General features: G+C 55.6%; 24 protein-coding genes and 1 riboswitch. Of the genes, 21 read left to right on the top strand and 3 right to left on the bottom strand.

The window, feature by feature from the left end; translation table 11 throughout:
- The 3 genes from J2X61_RS27385 to J2X61_RS27375 all read left to right on the top strand — a co-directional run.
- On the top strand, window positions 1-442 hold a 442-nt coding region (locus J2X61_RS27385), incomplete at its 5' end, for an eCIS core domain-containing protein (RefSeq protein ID WP_310192386.1).
- An 89-nt stretch (window positions 443-531) separates the two neighbouring features.
- Window positions 532-2,568, top strand: coding sequence for a hypothetical protein (locus J2X61_RS27380; protein ID WP_310192384.1), 2,037 nt, complete (start codon window positions 532-534; stop codon window positions 2,566-2,568).
- A gap of 14 nt (window positions 2,569-2,582) precedes the next feature.
- Window positions 2,583-3,104 (top strand): YbjN domain-containing protein, encoded by a 522-nt coding sequence (locus J2X61_RS27375; protein WP_274467133.1) that lies wholly within the window; start codon window positions 2,583-2,585, stop codon window positions 3,102-3,104.
- A 283-nt stretch (window positions 3,105-3,387) separates the two neighbouring features.
- On the opposite strand, the gene J2X61_RS27370 is transcribed toward J2X61_RS27375, so the two are convergent.
- Window positions 3,388-4,062: a hypothetical protein gene (locus J2X61_RS27370; RefSeq protein WP_310192381.1), complete on the bottom strand. Its 675-nt coding sequence runs from the start codon at window positions 4,060-4,062 to the stop codon at window positions 3,388-3,390.
- A gap of 742 nt (window positions 4,063-4,804) precedes the next feature.
- Window positions 4,805-5,788: a bile acid:sodium symporter family protein gene (locus J2X61_RS27365; protein WP_310192378.1), complete on the bottom strand. Its 984-nt coding sequence runs from the start codon at window positions 5,786-5,788 to the stop codon at window positions 4,805-4,807.
- Between the two features lie 163 nt (window positions 5,789-5,951).
- Window positions 5,952-6,050, top strand: a riboswitch (TPP riboswitch).
- A gap of 137 nt (window positions 6,051-6,187) precedes the next feature.
- Here J2X61_RS27365 and J2X61_RS27360 point away from each other — a divergent pair.
- From J2X61_RS27360 to J2X61_RS27315, 10 genes are all read left to right on the top strand, one after another.
- The gene (locus J2X61_RS27360) at window positions 6,188-6,835 is read left to right on the top strand and encodes a thiamine phosphate synthase (protein WP_310192375.1); all 648 of its coding nucleotides are present in this window, start codon (window positions 6,188-6,190) and stop codon (window positions 6,833-6,835) included.
- Window positions 6,819-8,018, top strand: coding sequence for a glycine oxidase ThiO (gene thiO, locus J2X61_RS27355; RefSeq protein WP_310192372.1), 1,200 nt, complete (start codon window positions 6,819-6,821; stop codon window positions 8,016-8,018). The genes J2X61_RS27360 and thiO overlap by 17 nt, the downstream gene beginning before the upstream one ends.
- Window positions 8,002-8,205 (top strand): sulfur carrier protein ThiS, encoded by a 204-nt coding sequence (gene thiS / locus J2X61_RS27350; protein ID WP_274467128.1) that lies wholly within the window; start codon window positions 8,002-8,004, stop codon window positions 8,203-8,205. Before thiO ends, thiS begins: the two co-directional genes overlap by 17 nt.
- Before the next feature lie 6 nt (window positions 8,206-8,211).
- Window positions 8,212-8,979, top strand: coding sequence for a thiazole synthase (locus J2X61_RS27345; protein WP_274467127.1), 768 nt, complete (start codon window positions 8,212-8,214; stop codon window positions 8,977-8,979).
- Window positions 8,980-9,020: 41 nt separating this feature from the next.
- Window positions 9,021-9,158 carry a hypothetical protein gene (locus J2X61_RS27340; RefSeq protein ID WP_310192369.1) on the top strand — a complete coding sequence of 46 codons (138 nt, stop codon included), beginning with the start codon at window positions 9,021-9,023 and terminating at the stop codon, window positions 9,156-9,158.
- A 463-nt stretch (window positions 9,159-9,621) separates the two neighbouring features.
- On the top strand, window positions 9,622-10,491 hold the full coding sequence (gene thiD / locus J2X61_RS27335) for a bifunctional hydroxymethylpyrimidine kinase/phosphomethylpyrimidine kinase (protein WP_310192366.1): 870 nt from the start codon (window positions 9,622-9,624) through the stop codon (window positions 10,489-10,491).
- A complete protein-coding gene (gene thiE / locus J2X61_RS27330) occupies window positions 10,488-11,141 on the top strand; it encodes a thiamine phosphate synthase (RefSeq protein WP_310192364.1) in 654 nt (217 codons plus the stop codon). The genes thiD and thiE overlap by 4 nt, the downstream gene beginning before the upstream one ends.
- A gap of 154 nt (window positions 11,142-11,295) precedes the next feature.
- Window positions 11,296-13,056 carry a phosphomethylpyrimidine synthase ThiC gene (thiC, locus tag J2X61_RS27325; protein ID WP_310192402.1) on the top strand — a complete coding sequence of 587 codons (1,761 nt, stop codon included), beginning with the start codon at window positions 11,296-11,298 and terminating at the stop codon, window positions 13,054-13,056.
- Window positions 13,057-13,342: 286 nt separating this feature from the next.
- On the top strand, window positions 13,343-13,945 hold the full coding sequence (locus J2X61_RS27320; RefSeq protein WP_274467123.1) for an ArsR/SmtB family transcription factor: 603 nt from the start codon (window positions 13,343-13,345) through the stop codon (window positions 13,943-13,945).
- Between the two features lie 2 nt (window positions 13,946-13,947).
- Window positions 13,948-15,063 (top strand): aminopeptidase, encoded by a 1,116-nt coding sequence (locus tag J2X61_RS27315; RefSeq protein ID WP_274467122.1) that lies wholly within the window; start codon window positions 13,948-13,950, stop codon window positions 15,061-15,063.
- Between the two features lie 563 nt (window positions 15,064-15,626).
- Here the strand turns inward: J2X61_RS27315 and J2X61_RS27310 are convergent.
- The gene (locus tag J2X61_RS27310; protein WP_274467120.1) at window positions 15,627-16,478 is read right to left on the bottom strand and encodes an AraC family transcriptional regulator; all 852 of its coding nucleotides are present in this window, start codon (window positions 16,476-16,478) and stop codon (window positions 15,627-15,629) included.
- A 163-nt stretch (window positions 16,479-16,641) separates the two neighbouring features.
- On the opposite strand from J2X61_RS27310, the gene J2X61_RS27305 reads away from it, so the two are divergent.
- From J2X61_RS27305 to J2X61_RS27270, 8 genes are all read left to right on the top strand, one after another.
- Window positions 16,642-17,493 carry a sugar phosphate isomerase/epimerase family protein gene (locus J2X61_RS27305; protein ID WP_310192358.1) on the top strand — a complete coding sequence of 284 codons (852 nt, stop codon included), beginning with the start codon at window positions 16,642-16,644 and terminating at the stop codon, window positions 17,491-17,493.
- Between the two features lie 321 nt (window positions 17,494-17,814).
- Window positions 17,815-19,386: a histidine ammonia-lyase gene (gene hutH / locus J2X61_RS27300; RefSeq protein ID WP_310192400.1), complete on the top strand. Its 1,572-nt coding sequence runs from the start codon at window positions 17,815-17,817 to the stop codon at window positions 19,384-19,386.
- Window positions 19,387-19,404: 18 nt separating this feature from the next.
- Window positions 19,405-21,081 (top strand): urocanate hydratase, encoded by a 1,677-nt coding sequence (hutU, locus tag J2X61_RS27295; protein WP_310192357.1) that lies wholly within the window; start codon window positions 19,405-19,407, stop codon window positions 21,079-21,081.
- 14 nt (window positions 21,082-21,095) lie between these two features.
- Window positions 21,096-22,388 (top strand): imidazolonepropionase, encoded by a 1,293-nt coding sequence (hutI, locus tag J2X61_RS27290; RefSeq protein WP_310192355.1) that lies wholly within the window; start codon window positions 21,096-21,098, stop codon window positions 22,386-22,388.
- Window positions 22,385-23,353, top strand: coding sequence for a formimidoylglutamase (gene hutG / locus J2X61_RS27285; RefSeq protein ID WP_310192352.1), 969 nt, complete (start codon window positions 22,385-22,387; stop codon window positions 23,351-23,353). The genes hutI and hutG overlap by 4 nt, the downstream gene beginning before the upstream one ends.
- A 156-nt stretch (window positions 23,354-23,509) precedes the next feature.
- Window positions 23,510-24,682: a YecA family protein gene (locus J2X61_RS27280; protein ID WP_310192351.1), complete on the top strand. Its 1,173-nt coding sequence runs from the start codon at window positions 23,510-23,512 to the stop codon at window positions 24,680-24,682.
- 95 nt (window positions 24,683-24,777) lie between these two features.
- Window positions 24,778-25,083, top strand: coding sequence for a hypothetical protein (locus J2X61_RS27275; protein ID WP_310192347.1), 306 nt, complete (start codon window positions 24,778-24,780; stop codon window positions 25,081-25,083).
- Window positions 25,084-25,529: 446 nt separating this feature from the next.
- Window positions 25,530-26,195: a TVP38/TMEM64 family protein gene (locus tag J2X61_RS27270; RefSeq protein ID WP_274467113.1), complete on the top strand. Its 666-nt coding sequence runs from the start codon at window positions 25,530-25,532 to the stop codon at window positions 26,193-26,195.
- Window positions 26,196-26,202 lie beyond the last annotated feature (7 nt).

Raw genomic sequence — 26,202 nt, 5'->3', positions numbered from 1 at the left:
GACGGAGACGATCCAGCGGATGGAAGGCGAGGAAGCGGAGGAGGAAGAGCTGCAGATGAAGCCTTCGACGGAGACGATCCAGCGGATGGAAGGCGAGGAAGCGGAGGAGGAAGAGCTGCAGATGAAGCCTTCGGACGGCGGAGCGTTTGAGGCGGAGTCCGGCATCGAATCGCAGATTAAAGCCAAGCAGGGCAGCGGCGGCAAAATGGATGCTCACATCCAGGCGAAAATGGAATCGGCTTTCGGGGCGGATTTCAGCAACGTCAATATTCATAACGACTCGGAGTCGTCGAAAATCAATGAATCCTTAGGAGCGGAAGCGTTCGCGACGGGTAATGATGTTTTTTTCCGCGAGGGACGTTATAACCCGGATTCCCGTGAGGGCCAAGAGCTGCTGGGGCATGAGCTCACCCATGTTATTCAACAAAGAGGCGGCAAATAAGCCGTAACGTATGAGCAGCAGGGTTGCGTATACGCCGCCTGTTGCTTTTTTGCATGCAGAACCACTAGCACTTAAAGGAGACACGTTTGATGGCACATATGAGCCAAAATCCATTGAAAAAATCAGCAGGCCGCTCACAACAGACGGCTAGTCCCTCCATCGCATCACAGACCGGCAATATGGTGTCGTCACAAGCGTCTCCGCTAGCAGGGAATTTCTTCATGCAGATGCAGCGGACTGCAGGCAACCGTGCGACGCAGGCATATACGAACCAGTTGATCCAAAGAAACACACCGTCTGCACAAGTTGTAGCCGCACCGGCAACTGCAGCGCCAGCGGCGGCCACGCAAGCGGCACCAGCAGCGGCTGCACAGTCAGCGCCAGCAGCGGCTACGCAGGCGGCGCCAGCAGCGGCAACGCAGTTAGCGCCAGCAGCAGCTACGCAGTCAGCGCCAGCAGCGGCTGTGCAGTCAGCGCCAGCTGCGGCTACGCAGGCGGCGCCAGCAGCGGCTGTGCAGTCAGCGCCAGCTGCGGCTACGCAGGCGGCGCCAGCGGCAGCGGCTGAAGCGCCGGGCTCGACAGTGGAAACAGCTTCCGAGGTTATTTCTGTTTTTAGCGACAGCTTCGGCAATAAGTCGGATGATTTGAAGGATGCCTATGATTCGACCAACGATGCCAGCCTGGCGCAGCAGTCGGCCTCCCATGGTGCGGTTGCATCGACAGCGGACTTGATTGGCGGTCCTTTTCAAATTTTAAGCGCGATTCGGGAAACCCTCTCTATTTCGGAGGATAGCGACCGGACAGGTCATAACAAGCGGTGGAACTACGCAGCCACAGGCTCATCTATGGTCGAAGCCTCGGGGAAAATGGTCAGCGGGTCAGCGGGACTTGTCGATAATGCCGCCAAATCTACGGGGCATGAGGACGGAGTTGGGGCATCTTCATCCGTTAGCGATTACACAGGAACGGTTGGAGAAGCGATCTCTGCTGTGAAAAGCACGATTATGGCGGTTAAAGCCATTTATGATATGTACAGCAAGCATTCCGAGGATGGCGGGCTGGATAACCCACAGAAGGCCAAGGGTGTTATCGAGATTGTAAGCAATGCGATCCAAGCGGCTCAATCCGGCCTCAAAGTAGCCAAAGGCATCATGGAAATCATGGAGACAAGCACGGCCAGCTTGACCACCGTTATTCCAGGAGTCAGTATCGCTGTCAGCGGTGTGAAAATCGCCATCAAAACCGTCGATGTCATCAAAGCCGGCCTGAACCGATCGGCCATGACGACGTTGAAACGCAGCTTCAAGGACAAGCATGCCGGCGCCTCGTACATCAAAGCTAAGCGATGGTTCCGCAATGCCGGGGTAGATAAAGAGAAGCTCAAACTGCATAAGCAAGCGCTCGAAACCAGAAAAGCGCAGGGCGATGCCCAGGCTGAGCAGGAACTTGAAGAAATCACACAGTACGAGCTTGCCAAGGAAATGAAGAACATCAACGTAAAACGCACGAACCGCGGTGGTCTGCAAATCGGTATCGAATTGACGAAAATAGCCGGAGATATTGCGACATTGACCGGTGTCGGGGCGCAAGTCGGCACGCCGCTCAAAATCGTAGCGGCAGGCGTCGGAGCCGCTATGCCTGTAGCCCGGTCTTTGAAGCAAGCCGGGCGCGATCGTGCCGCGAGGCCAGGCGCTTGGGGAATCACGAAGGCGGTCTTCAATGCGGATAAATCGACGGGTAAAAAGCTGGAGCGGCGAGGGAAAGATGCGGATCTCATTATGCATATGATTCGGACGCTTCCTGCCTTAACTCCTGCTGCTGCACCGGCAGCACCGGCACCGGCGGTACAAGCGCCGGCAACGCCAGCACCGGCAACAGCAACGCCAGCGCCAGCGACAGCGACGCCAGCGTCGGCAACAGCAGCGCCAGCATCAGCAACGGCAGCATCCCCAACAGCAGCGCCAGCAGCACCGGCAGGGCCGGATCCAGCTGTTCTTGCCCGATACCAGCAGGTTAGAGACTATGTCGAAGCAGCAGGTGTAAGTTTGCCGGCCCTTGAGAAATTTAAGGGCGATCCGGATAAACTAAGAAGCAGATTGATTGAAGCAATGGGACAAAGAGAGTAGGAGGGCGGTAACGAATGCTGCCAGATCATGTACATGCGCGCCATTTGGCGCAGTTAGGGCTTTTGAAGGAGATTTTGGACGAGACGGGTCTCGCCACTAATTTGTTGGAGAAATCAGACGCAATACCGCTTCACGTGCTGATGGCCGGCTTCCAGGAGGACAAGAAAGGACGGGAACGTTTCCTGCATTTCAGCTTCCTGCCGTTAAACGACGAAGAAATCGCAGCGATCCAAATGCTGCAAATTTACAGCACACTGCCATTCCATCTCCAAGATGACAAACGTGATGAGGTTGCGGCTGTTTTACTGGAGATCAATACAAGGCTGCCGCTCGGCCACTTCGGCATTAATGAGCAAAATGAGCTGCATTACCGTTATGTATATAGCATTTCGGCTGCACGCTCCTTTGAGAGTGATGAAGTATTGGAGATTCTGAGCTTGTTCGTCTACATGTGCGATATGTTCGCCGATCATGTGGAGTTGGTGGCCAGCGGTGAAGCCGGCAGCGAGCAAGTTGTTCAAGCATTGAGGGGCTAACAGGAAGGGCTGTCCAACATGTAGTGGAATCTACATGTCGGAAGCCCTTTTGTGTTTGGCTACAGCGAAAGGGAAATGGAGTACGCTATTTCCGCTATATCCCGCCTTCCCGCTGTTTAAGCGGAAATACAAGCGCTTATTTGCGGCAGGAACGGCACATTTTGGCCTCAACTAGCTCAATAGCGAATCCTATTTCCCATTCCTTAGGAAAAGTGCTCATAATCAGCTAAATAGCGGCCTGTAGTTCCTCATGAACCCGACCATAGGGCTAACAGGTGATTGGCTACTTCACTCTTTCCTGCAAAAGCTCCACAAGCTGCTTGCCGGGATCTCTCATTTGCCCGCCAGCACCAGTGCCAGCCCCAGGCCCGTTCCCGCCGTTTCTGCCGCCGGGGGCCTTACCGTCCGTCTTGCCTGCGTTTGTGCCAGTACCATTGCCGGCCTCAGTACCGCTTCCGGCGGAGCCGGTTGCACTTGGCGATGCGGACGGCCGCGTCGAAGGCTTTGCTTCGCGATTGCCATTGCCTGGCCCGTTCGCGCCATTCCCTCCGTTGCCTCCGCGATTGGCTATTCGGGTCGCCGCGTCTTCGACGAATTTCTTCTGCGCGTCCGTCAGCTTCTCGAGCAGTTTCGTCTTGTTCTCATCGCTGAGCTCCGATTTGCTCACGATATCCTGTGCAACGGGCAGCATAGCTGTCGCTTGCTCTTTCGTGATGGCGAGTCCGCTCTCTTTATCCATCATGACCAGCGTTTGGAAGGTAGAGAAGAGCTGACGCTGCGCCTGATTCATGGCAGGTCGGTCTGCATTATTTTGCTTGGTGGTGCCTGCTGCAGCTTGCGTACTTGCTTGAGGCTGGGAGGTGCTTGCAGCCACGGGTTGGGATGAGCTTTGGTTTCCGCAGCCGCTGAGCAGCACGGGGATCAGGACGCATAGTCCGGCGATCTGATTCATTTTCATATAGGTATGTAACACTCCTATCCTTTGATTTCATCCCCATTGTAAGCCGCAATTATGAAAATAAAGCGAAAGAAAGCTGAAACGCAGGTAAAAGTTAGCTGAAAAATTGCTGAGTAAAAGGCGCCACGTGTGCTGATGAACTTAAGATGGATTGGGACGAATAGGGAAGCTACTTTAAAAGGTGTGTTACTGACGAGCGGGGATGGGGATGCTGCTGAACTTATAGGAATCCCAGTTGAGGTCGGCCATGAGCTAATTAAACGTGGAGATATCCGGGGGAATTACGGTTATGGTTGCCTAATGGTCACCTTCGAGCCAACTTAGTGGGGACGATTTAAGTGGTGGAGAGGAGCCCGGCAAGTTCTGGATAGGGAAATTCACTGCACACCGTATAGCAGCAAGCGTAACAGGAATTTCTCCTGTTAAATCGGCTATTTGCTCCTGCTACCGGCATGATAACTGGAAAACCTCCCGTTAATTTCGCAGAAAGTGCCGGATTCGTGCCTCGAGCGCAATTTTTAGCGGGAGAAATTCCAGTTAAGGTCGGCTGCGAGCCAATTAGATGTGGAAATAGCTGGAGGAAATCCAGTTATGGCTGCCTTATGGTTACCATAGCGGGGCCTTATGAATGATCGCCTTATGGTCACCTACGACCCAATCGAGTGTAGCGTAGCTGGAGAATCTCCAATTCGCCCAGTGGGCGGCTGGAGTCATGCAGGTCTGGAATCGGCAGCTCCTAAAATTAAACTTGTTTAATACCGTTCATCGTTAGCTCAGGCATATCGCGTTTCAAGGCATATCTGCGGTTCAGCAAATAGCCGAAGAGCGAGGCCAGCGATTGCTGGAACAGCATCCCGAGGACGACGGGAATCGCTACCGGCGGCGGGAAATAAGCCACGGCAAGCACGGCGCCGGCACTAATGTTGCGCATACCGCTGTTAAATGTAAGCGCCACGACTACGTCCCGGTCCCATCTCATCAGCTTCGCGACCAACCATCCCAGCATGTACCCGAGGGAAGCCAACGCAAGCACAAAAGCGGCCAGCCCGAGCAACCCGGCGTTCAAATCGCGCAGATAAGGCGCAATGACCGAGCTGTTGATGGCGACGACGATGCCCATGCATATTTTGGAGAACGGACCTAGACGGCCGCTCCACTTCTCCTTAATGCCGCCTTGCGTCCATTGATTCAACAGCATGCCCAGCAAGGAGGGGACGACGATCATGAAGAACAGCCCTTTCATCATAGCGAGAGAATCCATCTGCACTTTGGTGCCGACGAGCGCGGATAAGGTGTAAGGGACGACAAAAGGCGATAGAACAGTATCCACAAGAATGATGGATAAGGTGAGCACAATATTACCGCGATAGATAGCTACCCACACGAAGCTCGTGATCCCGGTCGGAATAGCTGCGGCAAGGATGAGTCCCGTAATGGTCAGCGGTTCGTTACTGTACACGGCATGGCCAAGGCCTAGTGCGATCAACGGCATCCCCACATGCAGAACAATTAGTGTAAAGATCAACGGGAGGGGCTGTGTGACCACCTTAACGAATTCCCGGAAGCTGGAGCTAATGCTGCCCGAGAATGTCATGAAGGCGAAGAGCCAAGGGGATAAGTAAGTGAATCCCGACAAATGACTGCCCAACAGGACACCGATAAGAACGCTGATTGGCGTGATGAGGGGCATGATTTTTTCTAATTTCCGATTCAATTGTGGCAGCATCTGGGTGAACATCCTTCCTGAAGTAACACATGATAGAAGTCCGAGTTAAGCATTCTCCCCATTATAAAAGCAATTTGCAGGAGTGACTAGGATAAATGCGGTGGAAATTTTTTTATTTCCAAGCGCTGGATACCGTGTTATGATAAATGACAACTGAATACCAATGTATCCCTAGGGGCGCCGTAAGGCTGAGACAGAGCAATCTGAACCCTTTGAACCTGAACTGGGTCATACCAGCGGAGGAAAGTGGAAACCGGACTTTGACGCCACATCTGTGCATGTGATTTATGCGGCTACCTGCAACCACTTTTCTTTGGAAAAGTGGTTTTTTTGCGTCTTGTACGCCCATGAGGGATGCGGCTGCATGAAAAATTACATGGCAAGGAGGCGGATTTCACCATGTCCGGGCACGAATTGCACGTCATCTCCAACGACAGGCTGGCATGGAGCGAGCTGGCGGCAATTGCCACTAAGATTCATCCGTATGTCACGGCTATCCATATTCGAGAAAAAAAGAAGCCCATGGATGAAATTTTCATTGGTCTACAGTACTTGCTGGACCAAGGGGTGCCAGCGCAGCGGTTATGCGTTAACGGGTTTCCTTGGATGGCGGCGGCTGCCGGTCTCGGCGCGCTGCATATGCCGGAGAGCTCGCCGCCGTTCCCGGCGATTCGCGAAAGCTGCGGCGGCTGTTGGAAGCGAGCCGGCATATCCGTCCATAGCGCAGAGGAAGCGGTTAAACGGGAGCGCGAAGGTGCGGATTACGTGCTCTTCGGCCATATGTATGCGACGAATTCGAAGCCGGGCCTGCCGCCTAGAGGGCTTGAACAGCTGCGTGAGCTTGCCGCTCAAGTGACGATTCCCGTTATCGCAATCGGCGGCATCACGCCTGAGCGTACACGGGAGGTGTTGGATGCCGGAGCCTCCGGTATTGCGGTGATGAGCGGCATTTGGGAGGCGGCGGATCCCGTAGCTGCAGTAAATGCGTACCAACATGAATTGCAACGTGATGAAAATAGAGGTGAGCTGAATGCAGCATACAAGTAGCGTCATTATTGTCGGCGGCGGTGTTATCGGCGCTTCCATCGCCTATTATTTGGCGAAGCGCGGCCGGTCCGTCACGCTGCTGGAACGGGGCAGGCTCGGGACGGAGGCTTCGGCCGCCGCAGCCGGCATGCTCGGCGCGCAGTCCGAGATGGAGGATACGGGCCCTCTTTTCAGACTGGCCCGCTTGAGCAGGGCGATGTTCCCGCAGCTGAGCGAGGAACTGAGAAGCCTCACGGACATCGACATCGGCCTCGTCCGCGAAGGACTGCTGAACGTTGCGCTCAGCGACGTTCAGGAAGAGGAGCTGCGCGCCAGAGCGAAGCTTCAGCGCGCAGCAGGCCAAAGAGCGGAGTGGCTGAGCGCAGCGGCAGCCGCAGAGCTCGAACCCGCGCTGAGCAGATCGACGCGCGGAGCCCTGTACCTGCCGGATGACGGGCAGGTGGAGGCGCCGAAGCTGGCGGCGGCGTTCGCGCAGGCAGCGCGGGCACTCGGGGCGAAGCTGCGGGAGTTCGCCCAAGTGCAAGGGCTGCTGACGGAGCGGGGGCGTGTCGTCGGGGTTATGACAAGCGAGGGCCCGCTGCACAGTGAGCAAGTCGTCGTGGCAGCAGGAACATGGAGCGGTCACCTGCTTGCTGGCATCGGGGTCGATCTGCCGGTATATCCCGTGAAAGGGGAATGCTTCTCGGTGCTGGCCGGGAAGCGGGAACTGCACAAGACCCTGTTCACGACGGGCTGTTATATCGTGCCCAAAGCCGGAGGGCGCTTGCTGGTCGGCGCGACCGTGGTGCCGAACAGCTACGACCGCAAGGTGTCGCTGGCCGGGCTCGCCGATCTCATGGAGCGAGCCCGGGGGCTGATGCCGGCGATCTCCGCTGCGGAGTGGGAGACGGCTTGGTCCGGTCTGCGGCCCCAGACCCCCGACGGACTGCCGTACATCGGCCGAGTGCCGCAGTACGAAGGGCTGTATGCGGGTTGCGGCCATTACCGCAACGGTATTTTGCTCAGCCCGGCTACCGGGCAAGCGATGGCGCAGCTGATGAGCGGCGAAGCGGATGCTGCGGTTGGGACCGAGGCTAACGCAGAGGATGCAGCCTTACAGGCGGATCTGAAGGCGTTCAGCCCGGAGCGGGCCGGCGGCCGATTACAAGGAAAGGAGCTGCAAAGCCTTGAAACTGCACATTAACGGTCAACATGTGGAGGTTCCCGATGCGATCCGAACGGTCGAGGAGCTGCTTGCCCATTTTGAGCTGCAGGACAAAATGCTGGTTGTGGAGCATAACCGGAACATTTTAGAAAAAGTAGATCACAGGAAAGCGGAGCTTTCCGAAGGCCATCAAATCGAAATCGTCCATTTTGTCGGAGGGGGATAATTAACCATGTTAAAAATCGGTCCATATGAATTTCGTTCAAGACTTTTGCTAGGTACGGGCAAATTCCCGGATTTCCATATACAGAAGCAGGCGGTTGATGTGAGCGAGTCGCAGATTCTGACGTTTGCGGTGCGGCGGATGAATATTTTTGAGGCGAGTCAGCCGAATTTCCTATCCATGCTGGATGTGTCGAATTTCACACTGCTGCCGAACACAGCCGGGGCCAAAACGGCGGAGGAAGCGGTGCGCATCGCGAAGCTCGCCAAAGCTTCCGGTCTCTGCGACATGATTAAAGTCGAGGTCATCGGTGATGAAATGACGCTGCTGCCGGATCCGGTCGAAACGTTAAAAGCTTCCGAAATGCTGCTGGAGGAAGGCTTCATCGTTCTGCCGTATACGTCGGATGACGTGCTGCTTGCGAAGCGCCTGCAGGCGCTCGGGGTGCATGCCATCATGCCCGGTGCATCGCCGATCGGCACAGGTCAAGGGATTATTAATCCCCTTAACCTTAGCTTCATTATCGAGCAGGCGACAGTGCCCGTCATCGTCGATGCCGGCATCGGCGCGCCGTCGGACGCTGCGCTCGCGATGGAGATGGGAGCGGACGGCGTGCTGCTGAATACGGCGGTCTCCGGCGCGAAGGATCCGGTCAAAATGGCGTATGCCATGAAGCTTGCCATTGAGGCTGGCCGTGCGGGCTTCGAAGCGGGGCGCATTCCGAAGAAGCGGTATGCTTCGGCGAGCTCGCCGATGGAGGGTTTGAGCCGCGTTTAATGGGATTCCGAGCGGGGGCGGACACTGGTTTGGGATTGAGCGTGTGGGAGAGTTGGAAGAGCGGAGCGGAGAACCGGAGAACCGGAGAATCGGAGAACCGGAGAATCGGAGGGGCCGGGAAGTCGGGAAGCCGGGAAGCCGGGAATGCGAAAGAGCTGGCTCTATTCCCGGAACTGTAACGGACACCAGAGCCTTTATTTGGGGGAAAATGACCTGGGATTGGAGCTAACGGACACCAGTGCCGTTAATTGGCGGATTCATAGCTGAATCACGCGTGGAATGAGTGAATAGGGGCTCTGTGGTCCGTTAGAATCTCAAAACGCAGCAAAATCGCGAAATAAGGTCTGCTGAGTCCGTTAGACTGAGGTTGGACCGAGGTAAGACAAGAACAAGGCTAGATTAGGGCTAGATTAGATCTAGATTAGATCTAGATTAGAGCTAGACCAGATCTAGACCAGATCTAGACCAAAGTTAGACCAGATCTAGACCAAAGCTAGCCCAAAGCTAGCCCAGATCTAGACCAAAGCTGGACCAGATCTAGACCAGATCTAGACCAGATCTAGACCAGATCTGGACCTAAAGCTAGAACTTACTGAACTTTGACGGGGACCTGTACATGACAGTCGAAAGGGGGATTGCGAAATGTCCATATCAAAAGCGCTGACGATCGCAGGGTCGGACAGCGGCGGGGGAGCCGGGATTCAAGCGGATTTGAAGACGTTTCAGGAGCTTGGCGTCTACGGAATGTCGGTCATCACCGCAGTGACTGCCCAGAACACGCTGGGCGTACAGGGCGTGTACCCGATGAGCGTGGAAGCGGTGGAGAGGCAGCTTGCCTCGATCGGCGCGGACTTGCGTCCGGACGCTCTCAAGACAGGGATGCTGTTCTCCTCCGAAATCATCCGGGTTGTCGCCGCAGCGATTACCGGATATAAGTGGGGGCGGGTCGTGGTCGACCCGGTGATGATTGCCAAAGGCGGGGCCTCCTTGCTTCAGCAAGAGGCGGTGGAGGCGATGATCGAACATTTGCTGCCGCTCGCCGACGTGATCACGCCGAACATCCCTGAAGCGGAGGCGCTCAGCGGGATACGCATTACGGACGACGGAACGCGTCGGCAGGCGGCGAAGCGCATCTATGCATACGGCTGCAAGCACGTCATGATCAAAGGCGGCCACGCAGCGGATCCGGAGCATGCGACCGATTTGTTGTACGACGGGAAATCGTTCACGGAGTTTTCTTCCCGTCGTCTGGATACGGTGCATACGCACGGAACGGGCTGCACGTTCGCGGCAGCCGTCACATCCGGGCTGGCGCAGGGGTTAGCCGCTCAGGATGCGCTGCGCATTGCCAAGCATTTCATCCATTCGGCGATTGCGGAGCCGCTGAACATCGGCAGCGGTCACGGCCCGACGAATCATTGGGCTTATCAGCGCAGCAGAAGACAGGGCTCGGCAGGCTCGTCGGACGCCATTGTTGTAAGCAGCGGCGCTTACACGGGAGGGACGCGATGAACAGCGAGCAACTGCGCAAGGCGCTGCAATTGTATTTGGTGATGGGCAGCCCCAATTGCAACGGGGCAGACCCCTACACCGTGCTGGAGGAAGCGATTGCCGGAGGCATCACGATGTTTCAGTTCCGCGAGAAAGGCGCCGGCGCCCTGCAAGGGCGAGCGCTGCTCGAGCTGGGCGCGAGGCTGCGCGGCTTATGCGCGCAGCACGGGATCCCTTTCATCGTGAACGACGATGAAAGGCTGGCTCTAGAGCTGGAGGCCGACGGCATTCACGTCGGCCAAGAGGATGCTCCAGCCGCCGCTCTGCGGCAGCGGCTGAAGCATTGGATCGTGGGCGTGTCGGCTCACGATCCGGCAGAGGCGCAGTCGGCGCTGGCCGCAGGCGCCGACTATCTGGGCGTAGGCCCCCAATACGCCACGCGCACGAAGCTCGATGCGCGTGATGTCCGGGGGCCCGCCATGATAGCCCGGATACGCGAGAGCGGTATCCGGCTGCCTTTGGTCGGCATCGGGGGCATCGATGCCGCGAACGCCGCGCCCGTCATCCGCGCAGGGGCGGACGGGGTCGCGGTAGTGAGTGCGATCGCCGGCGCAAGATCGCCCCGCGAAGCGGCGGCGGAGTTGGCGCGCACGCTGATTTCATTAAGCTAGTACGGCTATCACCGATCGCTGTTCGGCGCACGATGCGCTACAGCTCCCAAGCAAGACGGCACGCCCTAGAGGGTTAGTGGCAGATGCACTTGGGAACGCATTTCAAACACACGAAGGAGGTAATCATGTGACAACAAGCAATTCCGCCAGTCCAGTGAAAGACGTTCAGGTTTCAACGTTTCCAGGCAGTAAAAAGGTGTACGTACAAGGATCCAGACCGGATATTCAAGTGCCGGTAAGAGAGATAACGCTAGGGACTTCTACGAATATTCAGGGGGAAGAAGTGGCGAACGAACCCGTGCATGTGTACGATACGAGCGGGATTTACACCGATACGGAGCGGCAGACGAACATCCGCCAGGGTCTTCCGCCTAATCGCTTGACCTGGATCGAGGAGCGCGGCGATGTGGAAGCTTACGAAGGGCGCGAGGTGAAGCCGGAGGATAACGGCCTTTCATCCCCGGATGCGCGAGGGGCGGCGGAGGTGTTCCCCGGTTTGCAGCGGAAGCCGCTGCGGGCCAAACCAGGCTGCAATGTCACGCAAATGCATTACGCCCGCCGAGGCATCGTTACGCCGGAGATGGAGTATATTGCGATCCGGGAGAATCTCGACGCAGAGTTCGTGCGTAAGGAAGTTGCTCAGGGGCGTGCGATCATTCCTTCCAACATCAACCATCCGGAAAGCGAGCCGATGATCATCGGGCGCAACTTCCTGGTGAAAATCAACGCCAACATCGGGAATTCCGCCGTCGCTTCTTCGATTGAAGAAGAGGTTGAGAAAATGACATGGGCAACCCGCTGGGGCGCAGACACGATCATGGATCTATCGACCGGCAAAAACATACATACGACACGCGAATGGATCATTCGCAACTCGCCCGTTCCGGTGGGCACCGTGCCGCTGTACCAAGCGCTTGAGAAAGTGAACGGCAAAGCCGAAGACCTCACATGGGAAGTGTACCGCGATACATTGATCGAGCAGGCGGAGCAAGGGGTCAGCTATTTCACCATTCATGCCGGCGTACTGCTGCGCTATATTCCGATGACCGCTAAGCGGGTCACGGGTATCGTTTCCCGGGGCGGCTCGATCATGGCAGCCTGGTGCTTGGCTCACCACAAGGAGAACTTCCTGTACACCCATTTCGAAGATATTTGCGAAATTATGAAAGCTTACGACGTCGCCTTCTCCCTCGGAGACGGTTTGCGCCCCGGGTCGATCGCCGACGCGAACGACGAGGCGCAGTTCGCCGAGCTGGAGACGCTCGGTGAACTGACCAAAATCGCTTGGAAGCACGACGTCCAAGTGATGATCGAAGGACCGGGACACGTGCCGATGCACCTGATTAAGGAAAACATGGACCGTCAGCTGGAAGTGTGCGATGAAGCGCCGTTCTACACGCTGGGACCGCTGACGACGGATATAGCGCCGGGTTACGACCATATCACCTCCGCCATCGGGGCGGCGATGATCGGCTGGTTCGGTACGGCGATGCTGTGCTACGTGACCCCGAAGGAGCATCTCGGCCTCCCGAACAAGGAGGACGTCCGCGTAGGGGTCGTCACCTACAAGATCGCCGCGCATGCCGCCGATCTGGCCAAAGGGCATCCGGGCGCGCAAATCCGCGATAATGCGCTGTCGAAGGCGCGCTTTGAGTTCCGCTGGCGCGACCAGTTCAATCTGTCTCTCGATCCGGAGCGGGCGATGGAGTATCATGATGAGACGCTGCCGGCCGAGGGCGCCAAAACTGCGCACTTCTGCTCCATGTGCGGACCGAAGTTCTGCTCCATGCGGATCACGCAGGATATCCGGCAGTACGCGCATGCGAACGGTCTGGATGAAGAAGTTGCGGTGAGCAGTGGGATGGAGGAGAAGTCCCAGCAGTTCCGCGAGGCGGGGAGTAAACTTTATAGTTAAAAATTACGGGACGTTTTCCACCTTTCTTGGTGACAGAAACGTCCCTTTTTGCTACCATATAGAGTAAAGCTTAACTTCGGTAATTCGTTAACGCGTTGAAACATTTAAGCGGGGAGGATGTCTATGAGCCTTGCAGAAACCGCAATTGACATGATTTCTTTTTCGCATTATGATACGGTTAAAAAGATTTGACCGTCGTTTAATTAATCTCGTTAAGAGATTAGAGTTGACCATCGCGCTTGATTTTACGGCTGTAATGGTACATTAGAGGGAGGTCGAGTCCAAGATGAAGCTGCAACCGGTTTATATCATTGAAGAGCTTGAACAACTAAAAACGATAAGTGATCCACTTCGCGCCAAGGTGCTGCTTTATCTGATCGAGAAAGCGTATACCGGCCAACAATTGGCTAAACTGTTAGGAATGGCGCGCGCCAAAGTTCATTATCATTTGAATGAGCTGGAAAAGCATGGCTTAATTTCGGTCGTACGTACGGAACTCAAAAACGGTATCGTGCAAAAATTTTACCGCGCCGTCGCGCGTGGCTTTGTGCCTAGCGAAGCGCTGCTCCCCTATGTTTCCGAAGTAGAGAACTACTACCGCGAGACGACGCTCAACGTGCTTGCCCGCGCAAGGCTTCGGGCGATCGCCGCACCGGAGGAGGCTTTCCAGATTCCTTCCTCGGACCGTGCGCAATGGCACCGGATGTCGACCCAGTTGGAAGTGAAGATGAGCAAGGAGAAGTTCGCGGAATGGCTGACGAAGTTCAGGGCATTAATTTTTGAATTGGACGGTCAGCAGGAGGAGAACGGTGAATGGTTCTATTTGACCACGGTTGGGTTTCAAATCAACGAACCATCATTTGCGGTGGATGAAGAAGAGGAGAGATAAGGATGCTAGACCCAAGACTAACCAAATTGGCTGATGTGCTCGTGAATTATTCCGTTAAAGCGAAGCCGGGGGAAAATATTTTGATCGAAGCTTACGGCATCGATAACGCTCTGGTGAAGGAACTGGTGAAAAAAGTTCATGCCGCAGGCGCGCATCCTTTCGTCAACCTGCGCGATCATGCGGTGATCCGCCAGCTCGTGATGGAAGGAACGGAGGCCCAAATGCAGACTTGGGCGGAAATCGACGCTTTCCAAATGAAGCAAATGCAAGGCTACATAGGTGTGCGCGGCGGAGCTAACATTTACGAGCTGTCGGACATTCCGGCGGACCGGATGAAGCTCTATAATTCAATTTATTATCAACAAGTGCATTTTGATGTTCGTATAAAAGATACAAGATGGGTCGTTCTGCGTTACCCGACTTCTTCGATGGCACAGCTCGCCAGCATGAGCACGGATGCTTTCGAGGAGTTCTACTTCAACGTATGTACGATGGACTACGGCAAAATGTCCAAAGCGATGGACGCTTTGAAAGAACTGATGGATCGCACGGACAAAGTGCGTTTGGTCGGTCCCGGAACGGATCTTACGTTCTCGATCAAAGGCATCGGCGGCGTCAAATGCGACGGCGAGCTGAACATTCCGGACGGCGAGGTATACTCGGCACCGGTGCGCGATTCGGTGAACGGGGTTATTTCCTTTAATACGCCGACGCCGCATGACGGCTTTATTTTCGAAAATATCGTCTTGGAATTTGAAAACGGCAAAATCATTAAAGCGACGGCCAACGATACGGATCGTATTAATGAGATTTTCGATATGGATGAAGGCGCGCGTTATGTCGGGGAATTCGCCATCGGCGTGAACCCGTACATTCAGCATCCGATGAAAGATACGCTGTTCGATGAGAAAATCGATGGCAGCTTCCATTTCACGCCAGGCAACTGTTATGACGATGCTTACAATGGCAATAAGTCTTCGCTGCACTGGGATATCGTGAACATCCAGCGTCCGGAATACGGCGGCGGGGAGATCTGGTTTGACGATGTGTTGATTCGGAAGGACGGACTTTTCGTGCTGCCGGAGCTGCTTCAGTTGAACCCGGAGAATTTGAAGTAATCCGCTAGTTAGGCTAGGGCTGAGGCTCCTATGAACCTGCTTTTTGCAGGGGAATGGGGGCCTTTTTTGCATGTGCGCTTGGTGACTGGTGCGCTGTGGAGGAGCAGATGCTGGTCAAGTTGGAGCAGGTTAGAGCAGATCCTGTACTAGCGGGAGCGAACCTGGCAGGAAAGAGCAGAACGTGTCCGAGCGTGAAGCGGACCTGGCATGAAAGAGCGGATCCTGACCCAGCAGAAGCAGCCCCGCCTAAAGGCATACGTAACTGGAATTTCTCCTGTTATTTCAGCGAAATGACGTTCCCGCAGACGCGACAACTGGAAAATCTCCTGTTAATTCGGCCAAAAGTGACCAAACTGGCGCCTTGTTCGATTTTTTAACTGGAGAAATTCCTGTTATTACGTCTCAAGAGCCAGTTGAGAGCTGGAATAACGGGAGTTTTTCCATTTATTGCGCCTTCATGGACACCGAGTTCGGCAAGCAGGTCCGGCTCCGACCGGTCATGATCTAATCCCTCATAAAAAAATGCCCGCAGCCATAAATGGCCGGGGCAGCACAACCTATTGTCAGACCCGCCGCTGCTGCGCTTGGTATTGGCGCGGAGGGAGGCCGACGGCTTTCTTGAACGTGCGGATGAAGTTGGAGTAGTCGTTGAAGCCGGCAAGCTGGCATGTATCGGTGACCGTCGAGCCTTCCCGGAGCAATTGCTTCGCTTTATTAATGCGTTTAAATAAAATATGCTCGTGAATGGTGCTTCCCGTATGTTTTTTGAATAATCGGCAAAGATAGGAGCGATTCATGAATACGACATGCTCCAGCACTTCCAGCGACAAGTCCCCGTCTAAATTTTCGTCGATATACGTGAAGAGGGCGGAAAGTTTGTCGGGAATAATCGTCTGCTCCTCTTGTTTGCCCTGATTAAGGAAAATCCGGTTGATAAATACAAGCAGCTCGATGAACGCGGCCACGAAGAGGATATCGGAGCCGGGCAGCGCCTGAGGCCGGGTATATTGCTCCATGCGCTCGTAAATTTTCATAATGTCGTCGATCTGCTGCGGATTCAGCCGCATCCGGTTCTGCTCGCCGAACTTGCGGTTATTGAAGCAGTGCAGCAGGTCGAACTGCGAAGAGTTCAAACGGTCGAGCAGCGCTGGCGTAAAGTGGATGACGCAATTCTCGTAGCGCTGTTTCTTGGATTGAAAGTTAGGCCGGTGCAGCTCATTGCTATGCATGATCAGGAGGTCGCCATACTGCAGGTGGTAGACCTGCTTTTCGATGAAATAGTGGACATCCCCGGTCAGGAAAAAATAAATTTCATACTGATCGTGGTGCTGATGAAAGTCCATCGGATGAGGCTCGTTCGTCACGGTATGCCGGAAATTGATCATGCGATGCAGATTGTGATATAGATCTTGCATGAGAGGTTCTCCTCTATTAACTCAGTCAATATTAGCAAACTTTCGCCCAATTAATGCAATGAATACGTTTTTATTATACTGCAAAATAAAGAAGAGATAAACAAACAAGCTGTTTGAAGCGAAATTGTGAGAATGATGATCAATACTCTAAGGAGGATTCAATATGAAGTTGTCTATTTTTACCGTATCTACACCGGATTTGACACCTGAGGAGCTGGCCAAAGCCGCTGTGGCAGCCGGGATTGAAGGAATCGAGTGGCGTTTCAAGGACGTTCCTGCGGAATTGAAAGGCGAGAAGCCTTCTTTCTGGAGAAACAATCTGTGCTCCATCGATCCAAGCGCTTCCGACGAGGAGCTGGAGCATTTTAAACAGATCGCCCTCAGCAATAACCTGGTGAACTTGAGCGTGACACCTTATTTGAACAACTGTAATGTCGAAGAGACGGAAGTAGCGTTCAAAGCGGCGAAAAAAGTAGGAGCTTCTTTCATCCGCTGCGGTGTGCCTAACTACGATAAAAGCGTGAATTATAACGATTTGTTTGCTAAGGCTACGGACTATCTGCACCACGTGCAGGAGTTTTCCCAGCAATATGGCATCAAAGCTTTGGCCGAAATCCACCATAATACGATTACACCTAGCGCAGGGCTTGTCCACCGTCTGGTGTCCCAATTCAACCCGGATCATATCGGGGTTCTGCACGATGCAGGCAACATGGTTCACGAAGGCTTCGAGAACTACCGGATGGGCCTTGAGCTGTTAGGGCCGTACCTGGCACATGTGCATGTGAAGAATGCGCAATGGGTACCGACAGGTGAAACGCAGGACGGCATTAAGCTGTGGAAAAGCGAGTGGTCCCCGATCGATGAAGGTATGGTGAACTGGAAGCAGCTGCTGGCTGATTTGAAAGCGGTCGGCTACGACGGCTATATCGGTATCGAGGATTTCAGCAACCAATACGGATCGCAAGAGATGCTGACCAACTTCGCTACGAAGGTAAGACAGTGGTTGGCGTAGGAAGCAAACGGGGTTCATGACGAAGCCTCGCTGAGCCACACCCTCGGGTGGGACTAAGCGAGGCTTCGTGCTGCGTAGTGAGCTGGGTGTTCGGCCATCTTGACAGGGGGCAAATCCACGTGTGACAATAAGAGCAGGTATACTTAATATTTACAAAAAAACGAAAAAAGCGAGTGAGCGCGATGAGGGATCGGCGGAAGCAGGATACCGGACAATCGCATAGAACCCTCTTTTTTAAAAAGGGACCGTATGGAAGAGAACATCTTCCGTACGGTCCCTTTCTTTTGTTAAAGCGAGAAAGGAGTCTGATCGGACATGGCGATGGTATATAAGGAAAAGCAGCAGCAGGATGACGGGGGCGGCATGAATCCTGTCTGTTTGGATGGCGAGCGGCTGACGGCGGATCAGGTAGCCGCGGTTGCTTGGGAAGGCGCGCCGGTGGTGCTGGCGGAAGATGCGGTGAGACGTGTGGCGCAATGCCGCCAGGTGGTGGAGGAGCTGGTTGCGTCAGGTCAGGTGGTGTACGGCGTCACGACGGGCTTCGGCAAGTTCAGCGACGTGCACATATCCCCGCTGGACGCCTTACGGCTGCAGCTGAACTTGATTCGCAGCCATGCGTGCGCGGTGGGCAGGCCGCTGCCGGAACCGGCCGTGCGGGCATTGATGCTGCTGCGGGCGAATGCGCTGGCCAAAGGGTACTCCGGCATTCGCCCGGAAACGCTGCAGCTGCTCGTTGACTGCATCAACAGCGGCGTGCATCCGGTCGTGCCGGAGCAGGGTTCGCTGGGCGCAAGCGGGGACTTGGCGCCGCTGTCCCATCTGGCTCTCGTGCTGATGGGCGAGGGCGAGGCCTTCTACCATGGGCAGCGTCTGCCGGGCGCTCTTGCGCTTGTCCAAGCAGGGCTGAAGCCGATTACCCTGCAGGCGAAAGAAGGGCTGGCCTTAATCAACGGCACGCAGATTATGACCTCCATCGGCACGCTGGCGTTGGTCCGGGCGGAACGCCTCGCCCGGATGGCCGATGTGATCGCGGCGATGACGGTAGAGTGCTTGCGCGGCATCCCGGATGCATACGCAGACGAAGTGCAGCGCGTGCGCCCTTATCCGGAGCAGATCGGGGTCGCGCGCAATCTGCGCACGCTGCTGCAGGGCAGCAAGCTGACGACGCGGCAGGGCGAGCTCCGCGTGCAGGATGCGTACTCCTTGCGCTGCCTGCCGCAGGTACACGGCGCGACGCGCCAAGTTCTTGGGTATGCAGGCGATAAAATCGCCATAGAGATTAATGCAGCGACAGATAATCCGCTATTATTCGCCGAACAGGGGCTCGTGATTTCCGGGGGGAATTTCCACGGGCAGCCGATCGCTTTCGCCATGGATTTCCTGAAAATCGGCATGAGTGAGCTGGCCAATATTTCGGAGCGGCGCACGGAACGGCTCGTGAATCCTGCACTGTCCGGCGGCTTGCCGGCATTTCTGAGCCATGATCCCGGCATCGGCTCGGGCATGATGATTACGCAATATGTCAGCGCCTCGCTCGTTTCGGAGAATAAGGTTCTTGCTCATCCCGCAAGCGTAGACTCAATCCCTTCCTCGGCGAACCAGGAAGACCATGTGTCCATGGGAACCACATCGGCGCGCCATGCCGCACAAGTGATCGAGAACGTGTCCAAGGTGCTCGCGATTGAACTGATCTGCGCCGCAGAAGCAGCTGAGTTCCGCGGGGCGGAGGGGCTGGCGCCGGCTACTCGTGCGCTGTATGACAAGGTTCGGGCGGTTGTCCCTGCGGTCACGCAGGACCGGTCGACCTCCCAAGATATTGAGAATGTCGCTTCCGCGCTCTTGGAAGGGAAATGGCTGCAAGCGGTTGAGGCGGTAACCGGTTCGTTATTTTAAATCGAAGGAGATGGTGGGATGACAGGCGCAAACGAACATGGACAGAGAGCAGTCCGCGCACCGCGCGGCACCGAGCTTTCTTGCAAGGGGTGGGTGCAGGAGGCGGCGCTGCGCATGCTGATGAATAATCTCGACCCGGAGGTGGCGGAGCGTCCGGAAGATCTAGTGGTCTATGGCGGCATCGGCAAAGCGGCGCGCAATTGGCCGGCATATGACGCGATTGTGCGGGAGCTTCGGCGTCTGGCAGACGACGAAACGCTGCTCATTCAATCCGGCAAGCCCGTCGGCGTATTCAAAACCCACACGCGCGCACCGCGGGTGCTGCTGTCCAACTCGGTGCTCGTGCCCAAATGGGCGAATTGGGAGCATTTCCGTGAGCTGGAAGCGAAGGGGCTTATGATGTACGGACAAATGACGGCAGGCAGCTGGATCTACATCGGTACGCAGGGCATTCTGCAGGGAACCTACGAGACCTTCGCCGAGGCGGCCAGGCAGCATGCGGGAGGAACGCTCAAGGGTACGCTGACCTTGACGGCGGGCTTAGGGGGCATGGGCGGCGCCCAACCGCTGGCGGTCACGATGAATGAAGGCGTCGTGATTGCGGTCGAGGTCGACCGTTCGCGCATCGAGCGCCGTATCCAGACACGGTACTGCGACGTGCTGGCCGAATCGTTGGATGAGGCGCTGCAGCTTGCGGAAGAAGCGATGCAGGCTGGGAAGCCTCTGTCCATCGGGCTTCTCGGCAATGCGGCGGAGGTGTACCCGGAGGTCGTGCGGCGCGGGGTGAAGCCGCAATTCGTAACGGATCAGACGTCGGCGCACGATCCGCTCATCGGGTACATTCCCTCGGGCTTCACGCCGGAGGAGGCGGCTAAGCTGCGGGCGAGCGATCCCGAGCAGTATGTGCTTTTATCCAAGCAAAGCATTGCCGGTCATGTGCAAGCGATGCTCGATATGCAGCGGATGGGCTCCGTTGTATTCGACTACGGGAACAATATCCGTCAAGTCGCTTATGACGAAGGCGTCTCCGGAGCCTTTGATTTTCCCGGCTTCGTCCCAGCCTATATTCGCCCGCTCTTCTGCGAGGGCAAAGGGCCGTTTCGCTGGGCGGCGCTTTCCGGCGATCCGGAGGATATCCGCAAGACCGATGAGCTGGTGTTGAAGCTTTTCCCGGACAATGCGCACCTGCATCGTTGGATCCGGATGGCCGGAGAACGCGTCGCCTTCCAAGGGCTTCCGGCCCGCATATGCTGGCTCGGCTACGGCGAGCGAGAGAAGTTCGGGCTCGCTCTCAACGAGATGGTGCGCAGCGGAGAGCTGAAAGCACCGATCGTCATCGGCCGCGACCATCTGGATTGCGGCTCCGTCGCCTCGCCGAACCGGGAGACAGAGGCGATGAAGGATGGCTCCGACGCCGTGGGCGATTGGGCGATTTTGAACGCGTTGATCAACACGTCGGCCGGAGCCTCATGGGTATCGGTCCATCATGGCGGCGGTGTGGGCATGGGCTATTCGCTGCATGCGGGCATGGTCGTGGTCGCAGACGGAACGGATGCAGCGGCAGAGCGGCTGAGCTGCGTACTGACGTCAGACCCCGGCATGGGTGTCATCCGCCATGTCGATGCAGGTTATGACGAGGCGGTGAAGACGGCGGAGAAGCATGGCATTCGCATCCCGATGAGCGAGCAAGGCTAGGAAGGAGGCTTACGATGGAACGGATTGATCTGCTTATCACAGGCATCGGGCGCTTGGTCACACCGCCGGGCAATGCGCCGCGTTGCGGACAGACGATGAAGGAAATACGTGAGATCGAAGATGCGGCAATTGCCATACGCCAAGGGCGTATCGCATGGTTCGGCCCAGCCCAAGAGGTTTGGCAGAGCCTTGAAGGGGTCGCCATTGCCGAGACGATCGATGCCGGCGGGCGCTTGGTCACTCCCGGCCTCGTCGACCCCCATACGCATCTGGTGCACGGAGGCTCGCGTGAGTACGAGCTGGCGCTGAAACGGTCCGGCGTGCCTTATTTGGATATTTTGGCGCAGGGCGGGGGCATTCTGAGTACCGTGAAGGTTACCCGGGCTGCCGGCGAGAGTGAACTGTACCACAAGGCGCGGCGCAGCCTCGATGAGATGCTGCTGAACGGAGTCACAACCGTTGAAGCGAAGAGCGGATATGGCCTTACCGTGGAGGATGAGATGAAGCAATTGCGCGTTGCGCAGCGCTTGCGGAGCTCGCATCCCGTCGACGTGGTGCCGACCTTCATGGGAGCGCATGCCGTCCCGCCCGAGTTCAAAGGGCGGACCGAAGCGTTCGTGGACCACATCGTGGAGGATATGCTCCCACAGGTAGCGGAAGCGGGGCTTGCGGAGTTCTGCGATGTGTTTTGCGAAGAGGGCGTTTTCTCGGTGGATCAGTCACGCCGGATACTGACGGCCGCCCTGCGGCTTGGACTGCGTGCCAAAATCCATGCCGACGAAATTGTCCCGCTCGGCGGAGCCGAGCTCGCCGCCGAGGTGGGAGCGATATCTGCCGAGCACTTGCTCGTCGCTACAGACCAAGGGCTTGCGGCGCTTCGGGCAAGCGGTGTCGTGCCGGTGCTGCTGCCGGGTACTTCGTTCAATCTCGGGTTGCTTTCGCACGCGCGTGCACGTGACATGATCGACACTTACGGGCTGCCGGTGGCTCTGTCCACAGACTATAACCCTGGCTCTTGTCCGACCGAGTCGATCCAACTCATTATGATGCTGGCGTCGCTTAACTTGAAAATGACCCCAGAGGAAATCATAACCGCCTGCACCCTCAACGCAGCGAATGCGTTGGGCCGCGGTGACGAGATCGGCTCCATCGAGATCGGCAAAAGAGCGGATCTCGCCATCTTCGACGCACCGAATATCGCCTATTTGCCGTACCATTTCGGGATCAATCACACGTTCGGCGTTGTGAAGAACGGAAAAGTCGTCGTGTGGAACCGTTCGCTGACGGATAAGGAGGCGGTAGAATGAGCCAGGACATTCCCTATCTCCGGACGCCCGACCAAGCCGCCTTCCGCGATCGGATGGAGACGAAAGTCGCTCATTGGCTCCGCCAGTGGGACGGCAGTGAGCCGCTGCTTGCCGGCATCATCGGCGTTCCGCTCTCGAAGTCGTCGATCTCCCACTCCGGCGCTTCCGCGACGCCGGCCTCCATACGGGCGGCGTTCAAATCTTTCACGACGTACTCGTTGGAGTACGGAGTCGATTTGCAGGATTTGGCCGTCCGGGATTTTGGCGACATCCAGATGCATGTCACCGACATCGCAGAATGCCACCGCCGCATCGAGGAAAGCCTGCGCGCGCTGTATCGGAAGCAGCCTGCGCTGATCCCGATCATCGTCGGCGGCGATCATTCGACGAGCTGTCCGTCACTCAAAGCTTTCGCAGACCGCTATCCCGGGCGCAATGTCGGTATCATCCACTTTGACGCACACCATGATGTGCGCAATTTCGAGGATGGCGGGGCGACGAACGGCACGCCGTTTCGGGGCATTCTGGAGTCAGGTGTCGTGCAAGGCCGGCACATCGTACAGATTGGCATTCGCGGGTTCATGAACTCGAAGCCGTACCACGAGTATGTGATAAACCAAGGCGTGCATGTCTTCACCTCACGGGATGTAAGACGCATGGGCATCGATGCCGTGCTGGACCAAGCGCTTGCGCTTGCCGGACAGGAGACGGATGCGCTCTATGTGAGCTTCGACGTGGACGTCATCGATCAGGCTTATGCGCCTGGCTGTCCCGCCATCGGCACCGGGGGCATGCATCCGTGGGATGCCATGGATGCGCTGCACCGACTTGGAGCGCTGCCGCAAGTACAAGGGCTGGATATGGTCTGCATCGATCCGACCGTCGATGTGCGGAATGTCACTTCACGGCTTGCGGTGCAGTTCATGCTCAGCTTTTTGGCCGGCGTTGCCCTGCGTCCGGTGTAGGAAAGAGGCACCTGCCAGATGAACTGGCAGGTGCCTTTTTATGGCTAAATCGGTAACGTTGATGGAAACTAGTGGGAAACTCTATCCCAAACGGCGGATAAATTGTACAATGTATGGAGCAAATTGAAGATGCAAATGTTTTTCTTGTTGGAAAGGATGAAGGAAATGGACAAGCGCCAGAGCGCAAAACATCAGAATGAGGCTGCTGTAGGGGGGGGATTTTATCCCGAAATGACAGTTCCGCTTTCACTCGCTGACCGTCTTGTTCGATTATCGAAGGGCGAATTAACGGAAATCCGTACGAATTTGGAGATTAAAGGCGTAAGCTCACTGAAAAAACAAGATTTGGCGATTGCGTTGGAAAGGCATATTCCGGATGCGCTGCCAGTTCTGCTTCATAAAATGGACGAGACCCGTTATCAGATTTTGAAACAGGTTGCCGGACGCGGAGGCGTCTCTCACACGCCGATAGACTTCTTTCAGCTGCATTATTTTGAGAGCAGAGGGCTGCTGTTTGCCGGTATTCACAAGGGGAAGTTTACGTTGGCTATGCCGCAGGAAGTGCTTCATAGCTTTCAGAAGCTGGACGTCAATGCCTATCGTGAGAAGTTCAAAAGGAACGCGGAGTGGATCAAGCTGACGAGCGGCATGCTGTTTTACTACGGGCGGCTGAACGAAGATGAAATGTTGAACCTTGTCAAACAGCATATGGGATCTGACGTACAAGTGAGCGAATACTTGACGGTTATTAAGGAAGCCATTCCTTTCTATCAGCAAATCGTGCCCGATTCCAAAGGCTATCACAACATTGAGTTGATCAATCCGAAGCAAGTGCAGTTGGAGCAGGAATCCAGACTTAGCATCTCGTTGTATCCTTTTACCAAAAGCCAGCTGCTTGCTGCGGGAGAGCCTGGATTTGTTGACCGGAACCAGGTGCACAAAGCTTTTATCGATTTTATCCGCAAGAACTACTCCGTCGGATTTGAGGATGCTGATTTGATCGTAGAGGATTGTGTGGATCAAATTCGTAATGGCGCTGCCGCAGGTGTCATACTTCAATCCCTCCAGCAGCAGCTTGAAATCGATGATCTGGAGTTGACCAGAGGCTTCATGAGCTGCATTGCAGCACTCAACAACGGGACGCGTATGTGGGCCCTTAAGGGCTACTCGCCTAGCGAGCTCTCTGCGGCAATCAAGCCGGCGGGTGTTATGCAGCAAGCTCCCGCGCAAGCGGATGTCATCGATATGAGAACGCGGACGAAGATTGGCCGGAACGATCCCTGCCCGTGCGGCAGCGGCAAAAAGTTCAAGAAATGCTGCGCAAGTTAATATAACGGCGTGAAGTACTGGAGCAACACGTTTAACCGAGTAGACCGTCAGGGGATTGTTCCTTGCGGTCTATTTTGTTGTTGTGGCACTATCCCATGGGCTCAGCCAACTACGCGCTTAGTTCCGATACCGCTTTGGTCTTGGTCCAGTCTCCAGTCGGTCACGCACCCGAAGTCTTGGGCCACTATCCCGTTGGCTCAGGCATCTTCCTGCTAACTTCCGGTACCGCTTTGTTCCAGCCTTCAGTCGGTCAGGCGCCCGAAGTCTTAGGCCACTATCCCGTTGGCTCAGGCATCTTCCTGCTAACTTCCGGTAATGCTTTGGTCCAGTCTCCAGTCAGTCAGCCGCCCGAAGCCTTGGAGCACTATCCCGTCGGCTCAGCTACAACTTATGCGTCTTAAAGTCCCGCATTTCTCCTTTGTACATATCACAGAATTAACGAGTTTAAACATTAATGCCTCTAACGAAAACAGAGCAGCTTCAAATGGAGGTGCCTATAGATCATTTGCATTTAAGTTCACTCAATCCGGATACGCTAGGGTAGCGCCAATGTAAATACCACAGAAAAAGCAAACCAACGATACGATGCGTTAATGAACGCACTATCCATAACCTTTGGTGGCAGCGCAGCGGGTTGGGCAAGGAATGTGAGGTTGCGCCTATAGACTCATTTGCATTTGAGTTTACGGGGGTAGCAGCCAATGCAGTAGCAGTGCGGCGGACGATTGGAGACGAGTGCGGTCCAGAAGCCCGTCTGGATGCCTAGATCATATTTGATATTGCTTCCGGTGTTTTGTAAGATGGAGAGCATATGAGAGACATTGGCAATGCTTGGAGGAGGGAACCCATGGCGCGCTCGAAGTCGCTTTGGTTATTGATAGGATGGTTTCTGGCCGCCGGCGCGGGTTTGCTCGTGCTGCAGTGTACAGGTATTTTGAAGCATATGGATTTAAGCCGGCTGACGGAGTGGCTGCGGGAGTCGGGTCCGCTCGGCGGGTTGTTGTACATTGTTGTGTACACGCTGCGCCCGCTCGTTTTGTTTCCGGCAACGCCGCTAACGCTGTATGGCGGTTATGTATTCGGAGCTTTCTGGGGGACGATCTACGATATTATTGGGGCCGGCGCCGGGGCGCTGCTTTCTTTTTATATCACGAGAAAATGGGGGCGTCATGGCTTTCAGCATATTTTGCGCAATAAGAAGCTGCAGTCGTTCGATCAAAAGGCTGAAGAGAGAGGCTTTATGGTCGTGTTGTACATGCGACTGATGCCGTTTTTCCCGTTTGACGGTGTTAGCTATGGGGCTGGACTGTCCAAAATTCGTTTTTGGGACTATACATGGGGAACGCTGATTGGTATAATTCCCGGTGCTGTGGTGTATAACGTATTCGGTGCGTCGCTGCAGGATATCGGTTCAGGCAAGTTTTACGCAGCTGTCGGGATGTATGCGGTGTTTGCGCTCGTTCCGCTGCTTATTAAGCGAATGCAAGCTGTAAGAGCCCGTAAACGGGCGTAGCTGCAAA

The sequence above is a fragment of the Bacillus sp. 3255 genome (assembly GCF_031456485.1).
Classification (GTDB): Bacteria; Bacillota; Bacilli; order Paenibacillales; family NBRC-103111; genus Paenibacillus_E.
Note: the sequence above shows the minus strand (reverse complement) of the source record. Positions and strands in the feature narration are given on the sequence as shown.